At 59.0% G+C, this 20,680-nt stretch carries 20 protein-coding genes; 10 read left to right on the top strand and 10 right to left on the bottom strand.

Translation table 11 applies throughout. The annotated features are described in order from the left end of the window. Nucleotides 1–6: 6 nt before the first annotated feature. The 8 genes from tilS to folD all read left to right on the top strand — a co-directional run bounded on the left by tilS (nucleotide 7) and on the right by folD (nucleotide 8,671). Nucleotides 7–1,224 carry a tRNA lysidine(34) synthetase TilS gene (gene tilS / locus Q0932_RS09465; RefSeq protein ID WP_366141407.1) on the top strand — a complete coding sequence of 406 codons (1,218 nt, stop codon included), beginning with the start codon at nucleotides 7–9 and terminating at the stop codon, nucleotides 1,222–1,224. A 100-nt stretch (nucleotides 1,225–1,324) separates the two neighbouring features. Continuing rightward, nucleotides 1,325–3,244 (top strand): ATP-dependent zinc metalloprotease FtsH, encoded by a 1,920-nt coding sequence (gene ftsH / locus Q0932_RS09460; RefSeq protein ID WP_299351726.1) that lies wholly within the window; start codon nucleotides 1,325–1,327, stop codon nucleotides 3,242–3,244. Continuing rightward, nucleotides 3,241–4,023 (top strand): methyltransferase domain-containing protein, encoded by a 783-nt coding sequence (locus Q0932_RS09455; protein WP_299351724.1) that lies wholly within the window; start codon nucleotides 3,241–3,243, stop codon nucleotides 4,021–4,023. Before ftsH ends, Q0932_RS09455 begins: the two co-directional genes overlap by 4 nt. Before the next feature lie 20 nt (nucleotides 4,024–4,043). Next, entirely contained in the window at nucleotides 4,044–4,652 is a 609-nt protein-coding gene (locus tag Q0932_RS09450; protein ID WP_299351722.1) for a sulfurase, read from the top strand. A 158-nt stretch (nucleotides 4,653–4,810) separates the two neighbouring features. After that, nucleotides 4,811–6,487, top strand: a complete 1,677-nt coding sequence (locus Q0932_RS09445; RefSeq protein ID WP_299351720.1) for a formate--tetrahydrofolate ligase — start codon at nucleotides 4,811–4,813, stop codon at nucleotides 6,485–6,487. 57 nt (nucleotides 6,488–6,544) lie between these two features. Beyond that, nucleotides 6,545–6,850 (top strand): chorismate mutase, encoded by a 306-nt coding sequence (locus Q0932_RS09440; RefSeq protein WP_299351718.1) that lies wholly within the window; start codon nucleotides 6,545–6,547, stop codon nucleotides 6,848–6,850. A gap of 11 nt (nucleotides 6,851–6,861) precedes the next feature. Next, nucleotides 6,862–7,755 (top strand): bifunctional 5,10-methylenetetrahydrofolate dehydrogenase/5,10-methenyltetrahydrofolate cyclohydrolase, encoded by an 894-nt coding sequence (locus Q0932_RS09435; RefSeq protein WP_299351716.1) that lies wholly within the window; start codon nucleotides 6,862–6,864, stop codon nucleotides 7,753–7,755. Nucleotides 7,756–7,768: 13 nt separating this feature from the next. Then, complete coding sequence (folD, locus tag Q0932_RS09430; protein WP_299351714.1) at nucleotides 7,769–8,671, top strand: bifunctional methylenetetrahydrofolate dehydrogenase/methenyltetrahydrofolate cyclohydrolase FolD; 903 nt, start codon at nucleotides 7,769–7,771, stop codon at nucleotides 8,669–8,671. A gap of 87 nt (nucleotides 8,672–8,758) precedes the next feature. Here the strand turns inward: folD and Q0932_RS09425 are convergent, their stop codons facing one another. From Q0932_RS09425 to Q0932_RS09415, 3 genes are all read right to left on the bottom strand, one after another. Beyond that, nucleotides 8,759–9,226: an SRPBCC domain-containing protein gene (locus Q0932_RS09425; RefSeq protein WP_299351712.1), complete on the bottom strand. Its 468-nt coding sequence runs from the start codon at nucleotides 9,224–9,226 to the stop codon at nucleotides 8,759–8,761. A 7-nt stretch (nucleotides 9,227–9,233) separates the two neighbouring features. Next, on the bottom strand, nucleotides 9,234–9,560 hold the full coding sequence (locus Q0932_RS09420; protein WP_299351710.1) for a metalloregulator ArsR/SmtB family transcription factor: 327 nt from the start codon (nucleotides 9,558–9,560) through the stop codon (nucleotides 9,234–9,236). 74 nt (nucleotides 9,561–9,634) lie between these two features. Beyond that, nucleotides 9,635–10,066 carry a PaaI family thioesterase gene (locus tag Q0932_RS09415; RefSeq protein ID WP_299351708.1) on the bottom strand — a complete coding sequence of 144 codons (432 nt, stop codon included), beginning with the start codon at nucleotides 10,064–10,066 and terminating at the stop codon, nucleotides 9,635–9,637. Nucleotides 10,067–10,148: 82 nt separating this feature from the next. On the opposite strand from Q0932_RS09415, the gene Q0932_RS09410 reads away from it, so the two are divergent. Further along, nucleotides 10,149–10,955, top strand: coding sequence for a LytTR family DNA-binding domain-containing protein (locus Q0932_RS09410; protein WP_299351706.1), 807 nt, complete (start codon nucleotides 10,149–10,151; stop codon nucleotides 10,953–10,955). On the opposite strand, the gene pdeM is transcribed toward Q0932_RS09410, so the two are convergent. From pdeM to Q0932_RS09385, 5 genes are all read right to left on the bottom strand, one after another. Further along, nucleotides 10,952–11,614: a ligase-associated DNA damage response endonuclease PdeM gene (pdeM, locus tag Q0932_RS09405; protein ID WP_299351704.1), complete on the bottom strand. Its 663-nt coding sequence runs from the start codon at nucleotides 11,612–11,614 to the stop codon at nucleotides 10,952–10,954. The genes Q0932_RS09410 and pdeM overlap by 4 nt on opposite strands. 86 nt (nucleotides 11,615–11,700) lie before the next feature. Then, on the bottom strand, nucleotides 11,701–14,115 hold the full coding sequence (locus tag Q0932_RS09400) for a ligase-associated DNA damage response DEXH box helicase (protein WP_299351702.1): 2,415 nt from the start codon (nucleotides 14,113–14,115) through the stop codon (nucleotides 11,701–11,703). Between the two features lie 3 nt (nucleotides 14,116–14,118). Then, on the bottom strand, nucleotides 14,119–14,439 hold the full coding sequence (locus Q0932_RS09395) for a metalloregulator ArsR/SmtB family transcription factor (protein ID WP_299351700.1): 321 nt from the start codon (nucleotides 14,437–14,439) through the stop codon (nucleotides 14,119–14,121). Between the two features lie 123 nt (nucleotides 14,440–14,562). Further along, nucleotides 14,563–15,114 (bottom strand): sugar O-acetyltransferase, encoded by a 552-nt coding sequence (locus tag Q0932_RS09390; RefSeq protein WP_299351698.1) that lies wholly within the window; start codon nucleotides 15,112–15,114, stop codon nucleotides 14,563–14,565. Between the two features lie 16 nt (nucleotides 15,115–15,130). Continuing rightward, nucleotides 15,131–16,363, bottom strand: a complete 1,233-nt coding sequence (locus tag Q0932_RS09385) for a mandelate racemase/muconate lactonizing enzyme family protein (RefSeq protein WP_299351696.1) — start codon at nucleotides 16,361–16,363, stop codon at nucleotides 15,131–15,133. Between the two features lie 175 nt (nucleotides 16,364–16,538). Here Q0932_RS09385 and Q0932_RS09380 point away from each other — a divergent pair, with 175 nt between their 5' ends. Next, nucleotides 16,539–17,978, top strand: coding sequence for a M20 family peptidase (locus tag Q0932_RS09380; protein WP_299351695.1), 1,440 nt, complete (start codon nucleotides 16,539–16,541; stop codon nucleotides 17,976–17,978). A 14-nt stretch (nucleotides 17,979–17,992) separates the two neighbouring features. Here the strand turns inward: Q0932_RS09380 and Q0932_RS09375 are convergent, their stop codons facing one another. Together Q0932_RS09375 and Q0932_RS09370 are read right to left on the bottom strand one after the other, a co-directional pair. Further along, nucleotides 17,993–19,222 carry a carbohydrate porin gene (locus Q0932_RS09375; protein ID WP_299351693.1) on the bottom strand — a complete coding sequence of 410 codons (1,230 nt, stop codon included), beginning with the start codon at nucleotides 19,220–19,222 and terminating at the stop codon, nucleotides 17,993–17,995. Nucleotides 19,223–19,228: 6 nt separating this feature from the next. Further along, the gene (locus Q0932_RS09370; RefSeq protein WP_299351691.1) at nucleotides 19,229–20,581 is read right to left on the bottom strand and encodes an amidohydrolase family protein; all 1,353 of its coding nucleotides are present in this window, start codon (nucleotides 20,579–20,581) and stop codon (nucleotides 19,229–19,231) included. Nucleotides 20,582–20,680 lie beyond the last annotated feature (99 nt).

The raw sequence follows: 20,680 nt of genomic DNA, 5'->3' as shown, positions 1-20,680 counted from the left end.
TCTCCCATCGCCGTTCTGACAGGTTTTTTTGAGTCCCATCCGCCCCAAAGTCTGGGCATTGCTGTCTCAGGCGGCAGCGATTCTCTGGCGTTACTGATGTTGGCCTTGGACTGGGCCCGCGCGCGGGATGTTTCGGTCTTTGCGGCAACCGTAGATCACGGGCTGCGTCCCGAGGCCAAGGCCGAGGCGCAACACGTTGCCGATATCTGTCGCGACCACGGCATCCAGCACGACATTCTCGCTTGGCAGGGCTGGGACGGGCAGGGGAACCTGCAAGCCGCCGCACGCATTGCCCGCTATCGATTGTTGGCGGAATGGGCGCAAACGCGAGACATCGACGGGGTTGCTATCGGCCACACGATGGACGACGTCGCCGAGACGTTTTTGCTACGCCTGTCCCGCAAGTCCGGGGTCGATGGGCTGGCAGCGATGCAACCTGCTTTTGACCGCCACGGACAACGCTTTGTGCGCCCCTTGCTCGGGGTCAGCCGCGACGACCTGCGCAGCTTTCTAAAAGCCAGCGATGTTACATGGTGCGACGACCCCTCGAATGAGGACCTAAAATTCGACCGTGTGCGCTCCCGCAAGGCGCTGGAACATCTCGCGCCGCTTGGCATTGATGTCGCGTCTCTGGCGTCAGTCAGCCAGAACCTTGCTTCGGCCCGCAAGGCGCTCCAGGCTTTTGCTGTTCATGCTGCCCAGGACGTCTCGGTACAGGATCGCGGTGATCTGATCGTGACCCGCAAGGCGTTTCTGGACCTGCCGATGGAAACCTACCGTCGCCTGCTGAAAGAAGCGTTGCTGTGGATTTCACCCGCAGACTATGCCCCCCGCCAGGAGGCACTGACTGCGCTGCACTTGGCCATTTCCGAGCGACGGACGATGACACTGGCGGGATGCGTCATGACCTGCGGTGATCATAGGTTCAGGCTGACACGCGAAGCCAAGGCCGTGGAGGGCGTGATCTCTGACCGACCAAGCTGGGATCGTTGGCAGTTGAACGGCCCGTGGCGAGACGGCATGGAAATCCGGGTTCTGGATGGCACGACGCTGGCGTCGATTGCCGATTGGCGCGACTGTGGAATGCCGCGCCAAAGCCTGTTGGCCAGCCCCGCCGTCTGGCATCAGGAGAACTTGGTCGCAGCACCTCTGGCGGGGCTCTCAAATGGGTGGACTGCTGATCTTTTGCCCGAACACGCGTTTTTCCCGCTTCTTTATGAATGACATGCGAAATATCGCATTGAACATGTTGTCGTGATGTCTATTTAACAAGACAGACTGCTGTGATAGTGACAGCACTGACCGACGACAGGGAGAATTTGCCTTGGGCAACGCACGAAATATCGCATTCTGGGTGGTTCTGTTTCTGCTGATACTGGCCTTGTTCAACCTGTTCAGCGGTGGCAACAGCACCATGCAAAGCCGCGCGGTTGGCTATTCTGACTTTGTTGCCTCGGTTGAGGCCGGGCAAGTTGCCTCTGTCACGCTGGATGGCGAACAAATTCGCTACAGGACCGCAGATGGCAGCGATTACGTCTCGATCATGCCGCAGGATGCTGCCGTGACCGAGCTTTTGCTGGCCGAAGGTGTTCCGATCCAAGCGGAAAGCCAGCAGCAATCTGGCTTCCAGTCGTTTATTCTCTCTCTCTTGCCCTTCCTGTTGCTGATCGGTGTGTGGATCTACTTCATGAACCGCATGCAGGGCGGTGGCAAAGGCGGCGCGATGGGCTTTGGCAAATCCAAAGCCAAGATGCTGACCGAAAAGCAAGGCCGGGTCACCTTTGACGATGTGGCTGGTATTGATGAAGCCAAGGAAGAGCTGGAAGAGATTGTCGAATTCCTGCGCAACCCGCAGAAATTCTCGCGTCTTGGCGGCAAAATCCCCAAAGGCGCATTGCTTGTTGGCCCTCCAGGTACCGGTAAAACCCTTTTGGCGCGCGCCATTGCAGGCGAGGCCGGTGTGCCGTTCTTCACCATTTCGGGTTCTGATTTTGTCGAAATGTTCGTGGGTGTGGGTGCAAGCCGTGTCCGCGACATGTTCGAGCAGGCCAAGAAAAACGCGCCTTGCATCGTTTTCATCGATGAGATCGACGCCGTGGGTCGCCATCGTGGTGCCGGTTATGGCGGCGGCAACGACGAACGCGAACAAACGCTCAACCAACTGCTGGTCGAGATGGACGGTTTTGAATCGAACGAAGGTGTGATCATCCTCGCCGCGACCAACCGCAAAGACGTGTTGGACCCCGCATTGCTGCGTCCGGGCCGCTTTGACCGTAACGTGACCGTCGGTAACCCCGATATCAAAGGTCGCGAGAAAATTCTTGGCGTGCACGCCCGCAAGACTCCGCTTGGCCCTGACGTCGATCTCCGCATCATCGCACGTGGGACACCTGGCTTCTCGGGTGCTGATCTGGCCAACCTCGTCAACGAGGCCGCACTGATGGCCGCGCGCGTTGGCCGGCGGTTTGTCACGATGGAAGATTTTGAGCAGGCCAAAGACAAGGTCATGATGGGCGCCGAGCGCCGCTCGATGGTGCTGACACAGGACCAAAAAGAGAAAACCGCTTATCACGAAGCTGGCCACGCCGTCGTGGGTCTGGCCCTGCCGGAATGTGATCCGGTGTATAAGGCAACGATTATTCCGCGCGGTGGTGCGCTGGGTATGGTTGTGTCCCTGCCGGAAATGGATCGCCTGAACTATCACCGCGATGAATGCGAACAGCGTCTGGCCATGACCATGGCGGGTAAGGCCGCCGAGGTCATCAAATACGGTGAAGACCACGTGTCGAACGGCCCTGCCGGTGACATCATGCAGGCCAGCCAGCTGGCCCGTGCCATGGTGATGCGCTGGGGCATGTCCGACAAGGTTGGCAACATCGACTATGCTGAGGCGCACGAGGGTTACAGCGGCAACACCGCCGGTTTCTCGGTCTCGGCCCACACCAAAGAGCTGATCGAAGAAGAAGTGAAGCGCTTTATCCAGACCGGTTATGACCGTGCCATGGAAATCCTTGTCGAACGCAAGGAAGAGTGGGAGCGCTTGGCCGAAGGCCTGTTGGAATACGAAACGCTGACTGGCGATGAGATCAAACGTGTCATGCGGGGCGAACCGCCCCACGCCGAAGACGGCGACGATGACGCCGATGAGGGCAGCGCGCCCAGCGTGACCGCTATCCCTAAAACCAAGCCCCGCAGCAAGCCTTCGGGCGGTGACGGTGGAATGGAACCTGAACCCTCGGCATGACACCCGGACAGACACAAGATTGGAACCCCGAAGCCTATGAACGGTTTCGGGGTTTGCGTTTGCAACCCGCGCTGGATCTCTTGGCTCGCGTAGGCCCGGTGCCAGACGGCAGTATCGTAGACCTTGGGTGTGGGGCCGGTGTGATGGCAGGGGCGCTGAGACAGCGGTATCCCGACCGCCCGCTCATTGGCATCGACAACTCGCAAACTATGTTGGAAAAGGCCGCCCCGACAGGGGAGTACGCAGAGCTGCAAGCTGCAGATGTTTCGGATTGGCAGCCCGGATCACCCCCGGCGATGATCTATTCCAACGCCGCCTTGCAGTGGTTGGGCGATCACACCGCACTGATGCCCCGATTGGCGGCGATGCTGGCGCCGGGCGGTGTTCTGGCGGTTCAGATGCCACATCAAAACCCGGCAGCATCGCACATCGGCTGGGGCACAGCCTTTCAACGCCTGTTCCCCAACAAAGTCCCGCAGGACAGCCCCGGTATCCTGCCCGCCGAAAACTATTTCGACCTGCTTTCGGACTTGGGCGAGCTGAACCTCTGGCAGACCGAGTATGTTCAGCATCTTGCGGCATCACCCGAGGGTCATCCGGTGCGCCACTTCACTCAGAGCACCTATGCGCGACCCTATTTGTTGTCGCTCGATCAAGACGACCAGCAGCGCTTGATCGCGGCCTATGAAAGCGATATCGCTCAGGCCTATCCACTGCGGTCGGATGGGACCTGTTTGATGCCCTTCCGCCGCCTGTTCTTTACGTTACGCGTTGCCTAGACGCCATTCGGAGATCTGACATGCCAGCCCTGATGCCGACCGAGTTTTTTGCTGAAATCCTGTGGTTGGGACGTGTTGAGGACAGTGTGGATGATCTGAGCGCCGAGCCGCTTGATGCGATGGACCTGAGCTTTGAAGGTATCCCCGACGACTGCCACAACGGTCTGACCCGGGCGTCCTGTAGCCGGGTCAAGGCGCAGCATCCGCGCGGCACGACCATCGCCAACACCCGTCAACTGTCGATCCTCTCTGCCGAAGAGCTGGAAGAAATCGCCGACACGATGGGGATCGAAGAATTTGACCCCGCATGGGTCGGGGCGTCGATTATTTTGCGCGGCATTCCCGATCTCACTCACCTGCCGCCCTCATCGCGCTTGCAAAGCGACAATGGCACCTGCCTTGTGGTGGACATGGAAAACCGCCCCTGCGTGCTGCCCGGTCGCGTGATTGACCGAGAGGCTCCGGGGCACGGCAAGGCGTTCAAATCGGCGTCCAAGGACAAGCGTGGTGTCACGGCTTGGGTCGAGCGCCCTGGGCGTCTGTCCGTTGGCGACATTCTTCGTCTGCACATCCCTGATCAACGGCCCTGGGCAGCGTTTGATGCAGCGCGTGCTGCAACTGCACAATAGCCTGAAAAATAAGGGGTAAAGGTTTCCAAAAAGAAACCTCGCCGCCGTTCCCGACGCTATAGGCTTGGAAAATGTCGGAAATGCTACCCGACTCGGGGGGCGTTGTCGCTATGCCTAGGCCCAGAGTTTTCCGCGCAGCTGCTGGATTAGGGATTATCATGAGCTACAAAACTGACATCGAAATCGCCCGCGAGGCAAAGAAACGTCCGATTCAGGAAATCGGCCAAAAGATCGGCATTGGGTCGGATGATCTGCTGCCCTACGGCCACGACAAGGCCAAGGTCAGCCAAGAGTTTATCAACTCGGTTCAGTCTAAAGACAACGGCAAGCTGATCCTCGTGACCGCCATCAACCCCACCCCGGCAGGTGAAGGCAAGACCACCACCACCGTGGGTCTGGGCGACGGTCTGAACCGCATTGGCAAGAATGCCATGGTCTGTATCCGCGAAGCGTCCTTGGGACCGAACTTTGGTATGAAGGGCGGCGCCGCAGGTGGCGGTTATGCTCAGGTCGTGCCGATGGAGGACATGAACCTCCACTTCACCGGCGACTTCCATGCGATCACCTCGGCGCACTCGCTGTTGTCGGCAATGATCGACAACCACATCTACTGGGGCAATGAGGCCGAGATCGACATCCGCCGCGTTCAGTGGAAACGCGTTGTCGACATGAACGACCGCGCCCTGCGTCAGGTCAATGTCTCACTTGGCGGTGTGGCCAACGGCTTCCCTCGCGAAGGTGGCTTTGACATCACCGTGGCCTCGGAAGTTATGGCGATCCTGTGCCTTGCCAAAGACCTGAAAGATCTCGAGCAACGCCTCGGCGACATGATCGTGGCCTACCGCCGCGACCGCTCGCCGGTTTTCTGCCGCGACATCAAGGCCGAAGGCGCCATGACCGTTCTTTTGAAAGACGCGATGCAGCCAAACCTCGTGCAAACGCTGGAAAACAACCCTGCGTTTGTGCACGGCGGCCCGTTTGCCAACATCGCTCACGGCTGCAACTCGGTCATCGCCACGCAGACGGCTCTGAAAGTCGCCGACTACGTTGTGACCGAAGCCGGCTTTGGCGCTGATCTTGGTGCTGAAAAGTTCATGAACATCAAATGCCGCAAAGCTGGCCTCGCACCCGATTGCGTTGTGCTGGTGGCCACCGTGCGCGCGATGAAGATGAACGGCGGCGTCGCCAAAGCAGACCTTGGCGCAGAAAACGTTGATGCCGTGAACGATGGTTGTGCCAACCTTGGCCGCCACATTGGCAACCTCAAGTCGTTTGGCGTGCCGGTTGTGGTTGCGATCAACCACTTTGTTACCGACACCGACGCCGAAGTTCAGGCCGTTAAAGACTATGTTGAGACCCAAGGCTCTGAGGCCATCGTGTCGCAACACTGGGAATTCGGCTCGAAAGGCTCTGAAGCACTCGCCACCCGCGTGGCCGAGATTGCCGACAGCGGCGTCAGCCAATTTGCGCCTCTCTACGCCGACGACCTGTCGCTGTTTGAAAAGATCGAGCGCATCGCCAAAGGCATCTACCGCGCCGATGAAGTGATTGCTGACAAGAAGATCCGCGATCAACTGCGCCTCTGGGAAGAACAGGGTTATGGCAATCTGCCGGTCTGTATGGCCAAGACTCAGTACTCCTTCTCAACCGATCCGACATTGCGCGGCGCGCCAACCGGCCACTCGGTTCCGGTTCGCGAAGTGCGCTTGTCTGCGGGTGCCGGTTTCATCGTGGTTGTTTGCGGTGAAATCATGACCATGCCGGGTCTGCCACGCAAACCTGCGGCGGAAACCATCTGCCTCAATGACGCAGGCGAGATCGAGGGCTTGTTCTAAGCCAAAAAATGCGCTTTCTGCGGCCTTGGGGAACCCCGGGCCGCAGAAGGACATCTCATGACCACGCTGACACCTCCGAAACAATGCGAGAGCATGCAGGCGCTGCGCGCCGAGATTGATGCTCTGGATCGGGACCTTGTCGAGATGCTGGCCACGCGTGCGGGCTATATCGACCGCGCAATTGAGCTCAAGCAAATCAACGGATGGCCCGCGCGTATTCCAAACCGGGTCGAAGATGTCGTCAGAAAAGTGCGCCAGACGGCCTCGGAACGCGGGCTTGATCCCGATCTGACAGAGACCCTGTGGCGCGAATTGATAGACTGGTCCATCACCCGCGAAGCGAAAGTGATCCAGGCCGACTAAGAGGGGCGTCCATGCGGGCTGCAGTGATCGACGGCAAGGCCATCGGGGCCGAAATGCGGGCTGAGGTGAAAATCGAGGCCGCAGAGCTGGCCGGGGCAGGGTGGCAACCCAAGCTGATCTCGATCAGTGTTGGCGATGCGGCAGCCTCAGAGATCTACGTGCGCAACCAACAGCGCCAGGCTGAAAGTGCCGGGGTGTCGTTCGAGGCACGCAACTATCCAACCGAGACCTCGCTTGAGCAACTGATTGGCATCCTGCAGGGCCTGAACGGTGATCCGCGCGTCAACGGCATTATTATCCAGCGTCCGCTGCCCGACCAAATTCCGGTAAAAGTCCTGCAGAAGGCAGTGCATCCGCTGAAGGACGTCGAGGGCATGCACCCCGCCTCCATCGGCAACATCGTCTATAATGATCTCGCCCTTGGCCCCTGTACGGCCGTTGCGGCGGTGGAAATTCTCAAGACCCTGCCACTTCAGACCGAAGGGCTGAACGTCACGGTGATCGGCCACTCTGAGATTGTCGGCAAACCCATCGCCTTTTTGTTGATGGGTCTGGGCGCGACGGTCACGGTATGTCACCATATGACCCGCTCGGTAGCGATGCACAGCCGTGCTGCGGACGCGGTCTTTGTGGCGGTGGGCAAGCCCGGGTTGGTGACGGGCGAGATGTTGAAACCCGGCGCAGCGCTGATTGATATTGGCATCAACCGTGTTGAAACCCCCGATGGTCCCAAGACCGTTGGGGACGCGGATTTTGACAGCTGCGCCGAAGTCGCAGGTTGGATCACCCCTGTGCCGGGCGGCGTTGGCCCGGTCACGGTTGCGACACTGATGAAAAACGCTGTGCTGGCCACGCGCCTGCAAATGGATCACTACCGGGACGCCTATGCCCGGACGGATATGTAAGAGGAACAAAGATATGGCGGCGACAATTATTGACGGTAAGGCCTTTGCGGCCACTGTACGCGAAAAAGTGGCGGGGCATGTCGCCCGTCTGAAAGAAGAAAACGGCATCACCCCCGGTCTGGCCGTGGTTCTGGTGGGCGAAGACCCGGCAAGCCAGGTCTATGTGCGCTCTAAGGGCAAGCAGACCGTTGAAGTCGGCATGAATTCTTACGAGCACAAAATGGACGCCGATACGTCGGAAGAAGACCTTCTGGCGGTCATCGACCAGCTGAACAATGACGCTTCAGTGCATGGCATTCTGGTACAGCTGCCGTTGCCAGGGCATCTGAACGAAGACCTGATCATCAACTCGATCTCACCCGAAAAAGACGTCGATGGCTTTCACATCTCGAACGTCGGCCTTTTGGGCACCGGCCAGAAATCCATGGTGCCCTGCACGCCGCTTGGATGTCTGATGATGCTGCGTGATCACCACGGCTCGCTTTCGGGCCTGAATGCTGTGGTCATCGGCCGGTCAAACATCGTGGGCAAACCGATGGCGCAATTGTTGCTGGGCGACAGCTGCACCGTGACCATCGCGCATTCCCGCACCAAGGACCTGCCAGACGTGGTGCGCGGTGCCGACATCGTCGTGGCTGCCGTAGGCCGCCCAGAAATGGTGCCCGGCGACTGGATCCGCGAAGGGGCCACAGTGATCGACGTCGGCATCAACCGCATCGACGCGCCTGAAAAAGGCGAGGGCAAAACCCGCCTTGTTGGGGATGTGCATTATGAAAGCGCTGCTGCTGTGGCCGGTGCCATCACACCTGTTCCCGGTGGTGTTGGTCCGATGACCATTGCCTGCCTACTCGCCAACACCGTAACCGCCTGCTGCCGCGCCAACGGTCTGGCCGAGCCGGAAGGGCTGACCGCTTAAATAAAACCACCTCGTAGGTCGGACAGTTTGTCCGACCTACCAGTGCCTATTGATAGGGGCCGGGCAATTGCGTCCGGCCCTTTGTCGTCAGGCAGACAGCAAGGCGTCGAGCTGGCCGTAGCTCGCTTCCATGCCTTCTTCCATGCCCATCGCAATCGTTTCCTCGCGGGCCTGGGCATCGGGCATATCGATAACCACCCGAAGCAAGCATCCGTCTCCTTCGGCCTCAAAATGCGTGGTCACGGTGTTAATTGGCGAAGGCGCGCCAATCTGGAATTGCTCCGTGTGCACGGTCTTATGCGGTGGCTCCAACTCCAGGAAGGACCCCGTCAGCGCGAGTTCGCCTTCGTCGGGATGGGTCCAGACCAGATGGATTTTGCCATTTGGCCGCGCGTCATAGGATTTGACCGACAGGGCCCAACCCGGCGGCCCCAGCATCCATTTCGCCACCAGGTCAGGATCTGTATGCGCCGTGTAGACGGTTGCAGGGGGTGCCGCGAAAAATCGCGTGACCAAGATCTGGGTCTCGCCCAAAAGCTCCATCTTTAATGCCATGTGATCCTCAGTTCTGTTTGTTTTGCATGTCGTCCAGAAGCGCATCCAGCCGTGCGTAATTGGCCTCAAGCGCCTGACGTAGACCGCCAAGGTAGCCGTCGATGCCATCTAACGCGCCCGGTGCAAGACGGTATATGCGCTGTTGTCCGCGTGCCTCGCGTTCCACCATGCCAGCCTCGATCAACACCTTAAGGTGCTGTGATACGGCAGGCTGGCTGATCGGCAGCGGTGCCGCCAACTCCCCGGCATTGGCCTCTCCAGCCGTCAGCCGGGCAAGAATGGCCCGGCGTGTGTGATCCGACAGGGCTGCAAATTTCTGGTCAATTTCTTTCATAGTGAATCACTTATATAATGATTTACTTAAATTACAAGTCTCCAAATGCAAACCCGCAGATGGGGATGCCGCATTCAGGTGTTTGTGGGGACCGGCACCATTGTTCCTGTCAGCACCGCGATGTGTTTGTCGCTGCCATCCTGTTCTGCATAAACGTCGGCTTGTACAACAACCAGACGCCGACCCGGCTTGATCACACGACCTTCGGCCCGCAGCCGGTCACCCGCCGCAGGGGCCAGAAGGTTGATCTTAATCTCTGCCGTCAGCACTTCCATGTCTTCGGGCATGACCGTCAACGCAGCAAAGCCCGCCGCGGTGTCTCCCAAAGCAAATGTCAGGGCGGCGTGGCCAAAACCCTGTTGTTGACGGCACTCTGGCAGGATCGGAGCAGCCAGGGTCACCTGACCCGTCTCGATCTTCACGATTTCGCTAGAAATTGTCTTCATCATCGACTGCGCAGAGAAGCTGGCGCTAATCTTGTTCTTGATAACAGGTGACAAAGCCATAGGAATTCCCCTTTGCCTTAACTGGCGTCCGCTTCACAATTGGGGCAGCCCGAGCCGGCACAGCGCCGCAGGCAGGCCCCACATGTGCAGGAGAAAGATCGGACATCGCGTGGTAGATCGCAAGGCAGATATTATTCGTGACAGCTTTCGGACGCTGCTGTCTCCGATCTGCCTGACGATCTGGGCCGTGGCCACCATCGTGGCCATAGTTGCAGGTCCATTCGGAACTTTTACAGCCCTCGGAAGTGGCGCGCGCGTGGCCTATTGGGGGTCCATTTCGATCACGTCCATTGCGTTGGGCTATAGTTGCGTGGCCTTCGTTAATGTTCTTTGGCAAAACAAACCCAGCCGCCAGCGTGAACTTGGCGGTACGGTTCTGGCGGTCTTCGTGATCACGGCAGACGTCTGGCTCATCTCGAACTCTACCCTTTGGGGGCCGGGAAACGCGGTCGGCTATTTTGAAATGCTGGGCTATGTGACGCTTGTCACGATCGCCGCGACCCTGACCAAGTATCTCGCGGTGAGTGCCTTGCCAGGCTGGGCTTCAACGCCGCCACAGACAGCGGACCTTGGCAGCAAACCTCGCCTGTTACGGCGTGTGCCAGAGGCACAGGATGACGTCATCCTGCATCTGTCTGTTCAGGATCACTTTGTTGAAATCACGACATCTTCGGGAACCCATTCCCTGCGGATGCGGTTCAAGGAAGCTCTGGAGGAATTGGACAATGTTGCGGGTTTCCGGGTCCACCGCTCTCACTGGGTTGCAAAAGAGTCTATCGCGGGAATTGAACGGGATCAGTCACGCCATTTTCTTTTGCTGAGAAATGGGATGCGCATCCCGGTGAGCCGCAATTACAAACCAGCCCTGGAACAAGCCGGTATTCTTTAGCGCGGCATCGCCACAAGCCGGGGTGTTTGCCCGGTCATGATGGCCCGCGATTCCGGGCGCATCAGTTGGGCCAAGGCCTCGTCGGAACTGCGCAGACCCCCGGTATAAGTGCCATAGGCTGGCAGGATTACGCGATCTGTATCAAACAAAAAAGCCGGACGCGAAACCGTGCGCAGACGGGTCTGCACTTTGACTTTTGGGTGGTAATGGCCTGAAATTTCGCCACTTTTCCCCGGCTGCGCGATATGGCGAAAGGTCAGCGGAGGCAGGGGGAGCTCGGCCAGATGACTGCCGCCCAACCCAATCGGGCCGGGGTCATGGTTGCCCTCGATCCAGACCCAACGCCGACCAGCTTGCAGCCGTGAAATCCACAACCGATCCTCTTCCGGCAATGCGCCAGCGGCGGCCATGTCGTCAAAACTGTCACCCAGACAAATGACTGTGCCCGCGTTGGTGTGTTGCAGGTCATGTTCCAACCGCAGCAACGTGTCTTGAGTTTCATAGGGCGGCAAGGGTGCGCCACCTTTGCGCGCCATGCGCTCTGACTTGCCCAGATGCAGGTCGGACACACAAAGAATGCTTCGATCTTCCCACCAAAGCGCACCACTGCCCATTGCAATGAGCTGCGCGCCGGCAAGGGTAAAAGGAAGACCTGTCATGGTCCAATTGGTGACGCATATTGGCGTTCTGGGCAAGAGAAAGGCGCCTGTGCCCCATGAACTTCAGGCAGAAATTCAGGCCAGGATCAGGGTGTCAGCCCAGCATCCCGCATCAGGGCCTCGCTTTCTTCCGCCAACAGCCGCTCTTCGGCCTCGCCATCAATGCGCTCTTTGCCGACCTCCAGAAACAGCGGCGCAGACAGGGGCGTCACATGGTCGACGCGCACCAGGTCGATCCGCCCATCAATCCGGGCGAGCATTTCTTCGATCCGCGCAAAATCCACCAGCCCGCGCATCGCCTCTTCCCGCGTGATCTGCATCAGCAAATGCCCTGGGTCATACTTCAGCAACGTGTCATAAAGGATGTCGCTGGAAAAAGTCGCTTGTCGTCCGGATTTGCGGGCCGATGGCGTGTTGCGCTCTATCAGCCCAGCGATTGTGGCAGCGCCGCGAAAAGTGCGCTTCATCAGAGAGTTACCGGCCAGCCAGCCATCCATCCCCTCGCGCAGGGCAATTGGGTCAAACAGCGGCGTGGGATCGCCCGGCGCGTCCAGGCCCCAGATCAGCGTGGCGTAATCGGTGGCGACAAACCCCATCGGCGCAAGGCCCAATTCTTCCATGCGCTTGGTTAGCAATAGCCCCAGTGTCTGTTGCGCGTTTCGACCCGCAAACCCGTAAACACACAGATTTTCCCTTCCATCTCTTGGAAAGCTTTCAACCAACAGCCGGTCCGGCTCTGGCAGGCGCGACAGATCGCGTTGCAGCCGCAGCCAGTCAGCAGTGTGGTCTGGCAACTCGGGCCAGTCGTCTTGTTGAAACAGCCGCAGGATACGTTGTGACAGCTGCGTCGAGGTGGCGAATTTCGTGCCCATAAAGGTGGCGATCTTGGGCTTTTTGCTGGCATTGCGACTGACCTCAACCGTCATCTCTCGCAGACCTTCATAGCGCACGATACGGCCGCCGATCAGGAAGGTATCACCGGGACCGAGCGAGGCGGCAAAGCCTTCTTCGATCTCTCCCAATGGCCTGCCGCCGCGCGACCGTTTCAGCCGAACTTTCAGCGTGTCGGTGTCCTGAATGGTGCCTGCGTTCATGCGGATGCGCGCCGCCGCGCGCGGGTCGCGCAACTGCCACTGCCCATCGGCGCGCTGAACCAACCGTTGCCAGCGATCATAGGCGCGCAGGGCATAGCCTCCGGTGGCGCAGAAATCGAGACAGTCATCAAAGGCTTCACGCGCCAGCCCAACATAAGCCCCAACGCTGGTCAATTCGGTGTACAGGGCGTCGGCCTCAAAAGGTCCCGAGGCCGCGCGCAGCATGATATGCTGACACAGAACATCTCGCGGCCCGTCGCCGCGTGTTTCGCCATCCAGATCGTGGTCGCGAACTGCTTGCAGCGCGGCAACGCACTCAATGACTTCAAACCGGTTGGCGGGCACCAACAACGCCTTGGACGGCGCGTTATAGCGGTGATTGGCGCGCCCGATCCGTTGCACCAGCCGCTTGACGTTCTTTGGCGCGCCTACTTGGATCACCAGTTCCACATCACCCCAGTCGATGCCGAGATCCAGACTGCCGGTACAGACAATCGCCCGCAGGTCGCCGCGCACCATCGCGGCCTCGACCCGTTCGCGCTGTTGGCGGTCCAGGCTGCCGTGGTGAATGCCAATGGGCAGGCTCTCGTCATTGGCCAGCCAGAGATTGTGAAAGAATATCTCGGCCTGCGCGCGGGTGTTGTGAAAGATCAGCGTGGTGTTGTGTTTGCGGATTTCCTGCATCACCGCAGGGATCGCATAGGCCGCGCCACCCCCAGACCACGGCGGGTGTTCTTCGGTCTTCAGCATCGCGATGTCGGGGTCCGGCCCCGGATCGGCCACCAGAACGTCGCAAGGGTCTGGGTGGCGTGCCAGAAGACCTGCGATCTGATCGGGCTTGTCGACCGTCGCCGAGAGGCCAACCCGGCGCAGGTTCGGGCAAAGGGTCTGCAGCCGCGCCAGTGCCAGCATCAGCTGATCCCCACGTTTGCTTTCTGCCAACGCGTGAATCTCGTCGACAATGACTCGTTTCAGCCCCTTGAACATGCGCGGCGCGTCTTCGTAAGACGTAAGCAGCGCAAGGCTTTCGGGTGTGGTCAGCAAGATATGTGGCGGGTCCACCCGCTGTGCTTTCTTGCGGGTTTGCGAGGTGTCCCCGGTGCGGTCCTCAATGCGGATCGATAGACCCATCTCATCGACGGGGGTGCGCAGGTTGCGTTTGATGTCCGCCGCCAGCGCCTTTAACGGCGAGATATAGAGCGTGTGCAGGCCCTCATGGCCGTTTTCTGCCAGATCGACCAACGAGGGCAGGAACCCCGCCATGGTCTTGCCGCCGCCCGTGGGCGCGATCAGCAATTGGCATGGGGCATCGGCGCGCGCCAGCATGTCCAATTGATGCGGGTGCGCCTGCCAGCCACGGCTGGCAAACCAATTCTCAAAAAGTGGGGGCAGGCCGCGCGGGGCCAAGACCTAGTCCTCGGCCGGTCCGCAGAACAACCGATAGAGCATACCGATCACCTCAGAGGTATTGTTGTCCGCAAGGCTGTAATAGATCGTCTTGCCGTCGCGCCGAGTTGCCACCAGACCCTCTTCGCGCAGGCGCGCCAGCATCTGGCTGACCGCGGCCTGACGGATCTCCAAAAGGCTCTCCAGCTCGCCCACCGATTTCTCGCCCGAACCGAGATGACACAGGATCATCAGCCGTCCTTCATGGGCCAGCGTTTTCAAATAGGCAGCGGCGGCAGCTGCACTGCGCGCCATTTCTGATGGCGGGGCCGGGGGTGTCTGCATGTTCACGTGCGCGTCTTTCTCGTGGTCTTTACCAAGATATAACACGGGATTTTGGATGTGGCGAGATCGGGATGTCAGTGTTGGCGGAAAGTCCACTTGTTACAGCTTGGGAACTGCGCGCTCTTAGTGTTGCTCGACGATCCGCGCGGGGTTGCCCACCACGACCGCGCCCGCGGCCACATCCTTGGTGATGACGCTGCCAGCCCCGACCACCGCGCCATCGCCAATCGTGACCCCGGCCAGAATGATCGCCCCGCCGCCAATCCAGACACGGTTGCCGATCCGAACGGGCAGGGCCTTTTCCAGACCTTCTTCGTTGCGCTTAACGGGATCTTTGTGGTGTTCAGCACAGTAAATCTGCACGTTCGGTCCGAATTGGCACTGGTTTCCAACCGTCACAAGGGCACAATCAAGGATTGTGCAGCCCGCGTTCAGGTAGACCTGATGTCCAAGCGTAGTGTTTACGCCATAGGCACAGTGAAAAGGCGCCTCGATATAGGCATCGCCGACTGTCAGTAACTGTGCGAGTGCTGGTCCCATCGCACCACGCTGGTCTGGTGCCAGCGAATTGTGCTGATGAACCGCAGACCGAGCCGTTTGGCGCATCGCTTCCAACTCGTCGTCAAGACAAGTGTACCACGCACCGGCCTCCATCTTCTCGCGCTCGGTTTTCATGTCACCCTCTTAGCCGTCACTCCTCAATCGGAGGAGCCCCGCCGACGAAATTGTTGCCGCCTGCATAGTCGCAGGGCGCGTCCTGCATTTCCAGATGCAGGCCAGTACCGGTCCAGGGATGTGCGCGGGCGAGGTCTTCGTCGACCTCAATACCCAGTCCCGGTGCCTCTGGGGCTTCGATAAAGCCATCCTCAACCCGGAAGCTGTGCTTGACCAAATTATAATGGAAATCGGTTTCGATGCTTTCCGCCAACAGGCAGTTCGGGATCGACACGCCCAGTTGAATGTTGGCTGCCCACTCAATCGGCCCGGCATAAAGATGCGGCGCCATCTGCGCGTTGTAGACCTCGGCAATCGCCGCGACCTTTTTCATTTCCCAGATACCGCCCGCGCGCCCCAGTGCGGGTTGCAGGATCGTCGCGGCACCCTGACGCAACACTTCGGCAAACTCAGCCTTGGTGGTCAGCCGCTCACCGGTGGCCACAGGGGTTGTGACTGCGCGGGCCACCTTGGCCATCTCGGCGTAGTTGTCTGGCGGGATCGGTTCCTCGAACCACAAGGGCGAATAGGGTTCCAACGCCGTGCCCAATCGAATGGCACCTGCGGTCGAGAATTGCCCATGCGTGCCAAACAGCAAATCGGCCTTGTCGCCCACCGCCTCGCGGATGGCTTTGCAAAAGGCGACAGACTTGGTGATGTCATTCATCGCAGGCATATGTCCGCCGCGCATGGTGTAAGGGCCTGCCGGGTCAAATTTCACAGCCGTATAGCCCTTATCGACCGCCGCCGCGGCACTTTCCGCCGCCATCTCAGGCGAAGACCAGAACTCGTTAATGTTCTGATGGGCCAGCGGGTAAAGATAAGTATAGGCGCGCAGACGGTCGTTCACCTTGCCGCCGATCAGTTGATAAACCGGGCGGTCGCGATCCTTGCCAACAATGTCCCAACAGGCCATCTCAAGCCCGGAATAGGCACCCATGACGGTGAGGTCGGGGCGTTGCGTGAACCCCGAGGAATAAGTGCGCCGGAAGATGCGTTCGATGTTTTCCGGGTTTTCCCCAAAGAAATAGCGCTCAAACACGTCGCGGATCACCGGCACCATTGCCTCGGGCGCAACCGAGGAGGCATAGCATTCGCCCCAACCTGTGATCCCGGTGTCGCTGGTGACTTTCACAAAGATCCAATAGCGTCCACCCCAGCCGGGGGCCGGAGGGGCGGTGATGATGACGTCTAAGTCTTGCAGGCGCATGTCAGGGTTCCTTGCAGGGTTTCCAACAACCTGCGGTGCGTCCTCTCTGCTTGCAAGGTTGTTTGCGGCGGTCAAGTGTCGGATTTGACGAATAAGGCGCCTTTTTTGACGCGAAGTAAATCGTGACTCGGCCGGGCGCCTTGGGCAAGTTTCCCGGTAACGGGAGGATTTTCAGATGTTAAAGCGTATTCTGTTTGGGGTTTTGCTGGTGATCGTGGCGCTGGTTGCGGTGATCGGGGTCAACACCCTGCGCTACAAGCCCGCCCCGGTGGCCGAGACCGAGCCATTTATCTTTGAGACTGACCTCACCAAGGCCGTGACCAACCTGTCACGCGCGGTTCAGTTCGAAACGGATTCGACCGACATGTTCCGCCCCGACTTTCGCGCTTACCTCGATTGGTTGTCCGAGGCCTATCCCCGCACACATGCCGAACTGGACATGACTGAGCTGCGGCCCGTCACGCCGCTGTTCAAATGGCAAGGCAAAAACCCTGATCTGCAACCTGTACTGTTGGCCGCGCATTATGACGTGGTGCCGATTGCCTCGCCCGATCAGTGGACCACCGACCCCTATGGCGGCACAGTGGACGACACCTTTGTCTGGGGGCGCGGCACACTGGATAACAAGGGCGCGATGATCACCATCCTGACTGTGGTCGAACAACTGCTTGAAAATGGCTTCACACCCGAACGCACCATCTATCTCAGCTTTGGCGGAGACGAAGAAACCGGCGGGCGCGGAGCGGTGGCCGTGGCCAAACACCTGAATGACGCAGGCGTACAACTCGCATGGGCGCTGGACGAAGGCTCTTTTGTGCTGGATGACATCATCCCGGGTCTTGATGTGCCTGTGGCCAGCATCAACCTCTCTGAAAAGGGTTATGTGACGCTGCAACTGGTTGCCACATCCGGGGGTGGCCATTCCTCTATGCCACCGCGTGACACCGCCGTGGGCAAACTGGCAGGGGCCGTGCACCGGCTGCAACAAAACCCTGTGCCGGGTGGATTGACCGGAGTCTCGGCCGAGTTCTTCGACGCTCTGGGCCGCCACTTTAGCCTCGACAAACGGGCAATTTTTGCCAACCGCTGGCTGTTTGATCCGGTTCTGGAGAGCATCCTCTCCGGGTCCGCTTCGACCGACGCCATGCTGCGCACCACCACGGCGCCCACCATGCTCGAAGGCTCGCCCAAGGAAAACGTCCTGCCGACCCGCGCCGTGGCCACCATCAACTTTCGTATCCACCCGCGTGACACAGTGGACAGCATCATCGAACATGTACGCTCTGCCATCGACGATGACAGCATCGAGATTGTGGTGAACCGTGACTTTACTTCGCCGGCCTCGCCCGTGTCGGATTCATCCGGCCCCGGCTACCTCGATATCGAAGCCTCGATCCGCGCCGCCTTTGGACCGATCACCACCGTGCCGGGCCTGACCATCGCCGCCACAGACGCGCGCCATTACGCCAAGGCCGCGGATGCCGCCTATCGCATCAACCCGTTCCAGATCACCGGTGACGACCTCACCCGGTTTCACGGCATCGACGAGCGCCTGTCGATCGAGAACCTGCAGGCGGGCATCAACTTCTACGCAGCGCTGATTGGGCGGCAGTAAGGTGCAACCTGCTGTCAGAAAACAATCCGCGTTCTTAACCCAAAGATCACCATGTCGTCCTGTGACGGGTCCAAGAGCGGGTTGTTGATGTATTGAATCGAAGGGGTGATGTAGAGGCCTGGAGAGATCGAGAACCGATAGAAGGCCTCTGCCGTGAACTGGCTGCCCGGCAAACCGCGCGCCTCGGCCCAGTTCAGGCCAAGCCCCGCCGCATCAGTGTTGCGCCCGTAATAGGCCACACCTGCGGACACCGAGGTCTCGTACAAAGCAGCTGTGGCCTTGGAGCGGCCCGCGCGAAAAAAGGGCATCCATTTGTTGTCCACGAACCATGCCGCCGAGACTGCAGCGCCATAATCTTCGGGCCGCGTGCCATTGTCCGCAGCATCTGCGTGCCAGAGCGTCAGGTGAACATTGTCAAAATAGATACGGTCAAAGCCGCTGGTATAGCCGATCTCCAGACTCTTGAAGAGATCGCCTTCGCTGAAAACATCCAGATCGGGGCTTGTCGGGTCCGCATTGGCGTCAGCAATACTGCCGACAAGATAGAAATTATCGTTTAACTTCAAGCCGCCGGCGATCCCTAACCCCGGATTGGGGGCATTGATGGTTGGGTTGGTGTTGAACGCCAGGTTTTGAAAGCCGCTATAGGGACTTACAGCGCCGTAAAGGTCGAGGAAATCGGTGACGTCAAGCTGACCGAATTGCAGTGTCCAGGATCCGTTTTCTGCCCGTTGCGTCCAGAACAGATTGGTCAGCATAGTCCCATTGTCATTGAACGCCGTGCCGGTGATCGACAATGCACCGCCGTCCAGTCCCAGGAACTGCGGCGCCACTGCCCCATATGCGTGCCTGTTTTCCAGCTTGAAGGTCAGCGACCCGAGATCTGTCGCCTGCCAACTGCCATAAAACCGCGCTATGCCGCCCCCGGCCTCACCTTCGCCAAACGTGGCGTTCGACCATTGGCCCAACGACAGGTAATCGAGGTTGAACCGAAACCCGCTCTTTGCCAGCGCGTCCTTCCATTGAAACCATTCGGGCGCGATATTGCGCGGAAAATCCGACCGGAACATCGGGTCCGTCAGCCCGTCACCCGGTGCAAGATCTGCCTCGACCGAAGACGGGCCAGAAAGGCCCTGCGCGGCTGATGCGGTGGCTGTACAAGCAAGCACCGCGCCCAAACAAATCCCGCGTGCAAAACCCCAGACCTTTGACGGTCCGGGAATTGGCTGTGTTTTCAAACTCATTTTTGCTTACTGAAGCGTGTTCTTATAGATCACACCGTCCTTCATGATGATGCGAATGGTTTCCGGGCTATCAGAGCGCGGTTCCGCATCAAACCATTTGTCGCCGGTGCCCACCACGCTGAAATCTTCCAGTGGGTTGCCGTCAAGGATCAACAGATCCGCATAGGCGCCAGGCTCAATCACTCCCAGTTTTCCAGCCGGGTAGGGGTTCATGAACTCACCGCTCATCGCCGCGATCTCCCCGCCAACCGAGGTCAAGGCTACCAAGGATGTGTAAGCTCCAAAAAACTCATGCGCGAGGTGCTTTTCGTAAGCAACCTGGATGTTACAGGCATCAACCGTGCCAACGCAGTCTGTGTGATGCCCACGCTTGGCCGGGCATTCCCGCATATTATCCAGATAGTTCGTAAAGGCAGCCGAAGCAGACATCGCCTTGGACAGGCTCGACGGATTGCTGGCAATCGCCGGGATCGTGGTCAGGCCGGGATCAAACGCTGTCAAATTGGTCGTGATAAAGGCGCCCTTTTCCTCCATCAGTGCACCGATTTCGCAGTCATACATGAACCCGTGTTCAATCGACCTCACTCCGGCATTCAACGCGCGAATAATCGAGTCTTTGCGATAGGAATGGGCCATGGCATAGCTGCCATACTGTTCAGCGATTTCCACCGCCGCTTCGATTTCGGATACGGTACGGCCTTCCATCTGCCAAGGGTCGAACGACGATACGACGCCGCCAGATTGCATCACCTTGAGCTGGTTGGCGCCCATGCGAAAATTGTTTCGCGCGGCCTTCAGAACCGCATCCACGCCATCCGCGTCCACGCCAATGTTCAACCGGTTCATGTTGGATTCTGCATTGGGCGGGCTGGTGAAGGATGCGAAATCTGCGTGTCCGCCCCGTCCTCCGATAAAGGCGGCCGAGATGTAAACGCGCGGCCCGTCAATTACGCCGCTGTCGATCGCACGGCGAATACCTGCATCTGCGCCACCTGCGTCCCGGACAGTCGTAAAGCCCTGCATCAGGTACATTTCCGCCTGTGCTGCAGCGTGAATTCCAAGATCCATCCAGGTCTTGTCGGTCTCCATCAAAGGAATCGTTGGTCCGGGTAGAGCCAAGTGCACGTGGTTGTCGATGAACCCGGGAGTCATGGTTCGCCCGCCAGCATCAATAACCGTTGCGCCAGCAGCCTCAATCGGATCGGTCGACACCTCCGCGATCAAGTTCCCTTCGATCAGGACGTTTGCGTTTTCTATCCGAGCTTCATTCACACCGTCAAAGATGTGCACGTTGGTGATAAGTGTGCGCTCTACGTCTTCTTGTGCGTAGGCTGTTCCAGTCGCAACAAGCGCCCACAAAATTACTGTCCAAAGCCGAACCGTCTTTCCCTCCAAATTTTTTTGAAAGGGTAGTTCGATCCAGGTAAAGGTCAACTCATCTTAGCTGGCACTCGCGTT

It is taken from the genome of uncultured Shimia sp. (assembly GCF_947498095.1).
Classification (GTDB): domain Bacteria; phylum Pseudomonadota; class Alphaproteobacteria; order Rhodobacterales; family Rhodobacteraceae; genus Shimia.
Note: the sequence above shows the minus strand (reverse complement) of the source record. Positions and strands in the feature narration are given on the sequence as shown.

Excerpts from the sequence above, each read along its gene's own strand:
- pdeM (WP_299351704.1), bottom strand. The coding sequence starts at position 11,614 with ATGACAGGTCTTCCTTTTACCCTTGCCGGCGCGCAGCTCATTGCAATG.
- Q0932_RS09455 (WP_299351724.1), top strand. The coding sequence starts at position 3,241 with ATGACACCCGGACAGACACAAGATTGGAACCCCGAAGCCTATGAACGG.
- Q0932_RS09375 (WP_299351693.1), bottom strand. The coding sequence starts at position 19,222 with ATGAGTTTGAAAACACAGCCAATTCCCGGACCGTCAAAGGTCTGGGGT.
- Q0932_RS09395 (WP_299351700.1), bottom strand. The coding sequence starts at position 14,439 with ATGCAGACACCCCCGGCCCCGCCATCAGAAATGGCGCGCAGTGCAGCT.
- Q0932_RS09410 (WP_299351706.1), top strand. The coding sequence starts at position 10,149 with ATGTGCAGGAGAAAGATCGGACATCGCGTGGTAGATCGCAAGGCAGAT.
- Q0932_RS09385 (WP_299351696.1), bottom strand. The coding sequence starts at position 16,363 with ATGCGCCTGCAAGACTTAGACGTCATCATCACCGCCCCTCCGGCCCCC.
- folD (WP_299351714.1), top strand. The coding sequence starts at position 7,769 with ATGGCGGCGACAATTATTGACGGTAAGGCCTTTGCGGCCACTGTACGC.
- Q0932_RS09380 (WP_299351695.1), top strand. The coding sequence starts at position 16,539 with ATGTTAAAGCGTATTCTGTTTGGGGTTTTGCTGGTGATCGTGGCGCTG.
- Q0932_RS09390 (WP_299351698.1), bottom strand. The coding sequence starts at position 15,114 with ATGAAAACCGAGCGCGAGAAGATGGAGGCCGGTGCGTGGTACACTTGT.
- Q0932_RS09435 (WP_299351716.1), top strand. The coding sequence starts at position 6,862 with ATGCGGGCTGCAGTGATCGACGGCAAGGCCATCGGGGCCGAAATGCGG.
- Q0932_RS09415 (WP_299351708.1), bottom strand. The coding sequence starts at position 10,066 with ATGGCTTTGTCACCTGTTATCAAGAACAAGATTAGCGCCAGCTTCTCT.
- Q0932_RS09450 (WP_299351722.1), top strand. The coding sequence starts at position 4,044 with ATGCCAGCCCTGATGCCGACCGAGTTTTTTGCTGAAATCCTGTGGTTG.
- Q0932_RS09425 (WP_299351712.1), bottom strand. The coding sequence starts at position 9,226 with ATGGCATTAAAGATGGAGCTTTTGGGCGAGACCCAGATCTTGGTCACG.
- Q0932_RS09420 (WP_299351710.1), bottom strand. The coding sequence starts at position 9,560 with ATGAAAGAAATTGACCAGAAATTTGCAGCCCTGTCGGATCACACACGC.
- Q0932_RS09445 (WP_299351720.1), top strand. The coding sequence starts at position 4,811 with ATGAGCTACAAAACTGACATCGAAATCGCCCGCGAGGCAAAGAAACGT.
- Q0932_RS09440 (WP_299351718.1), top strand. The coding sequence starts at position 6,545 with ATGACCACGCTGACACCTCCGAAACAATGCGAGAGCATGCAGGCGCTG.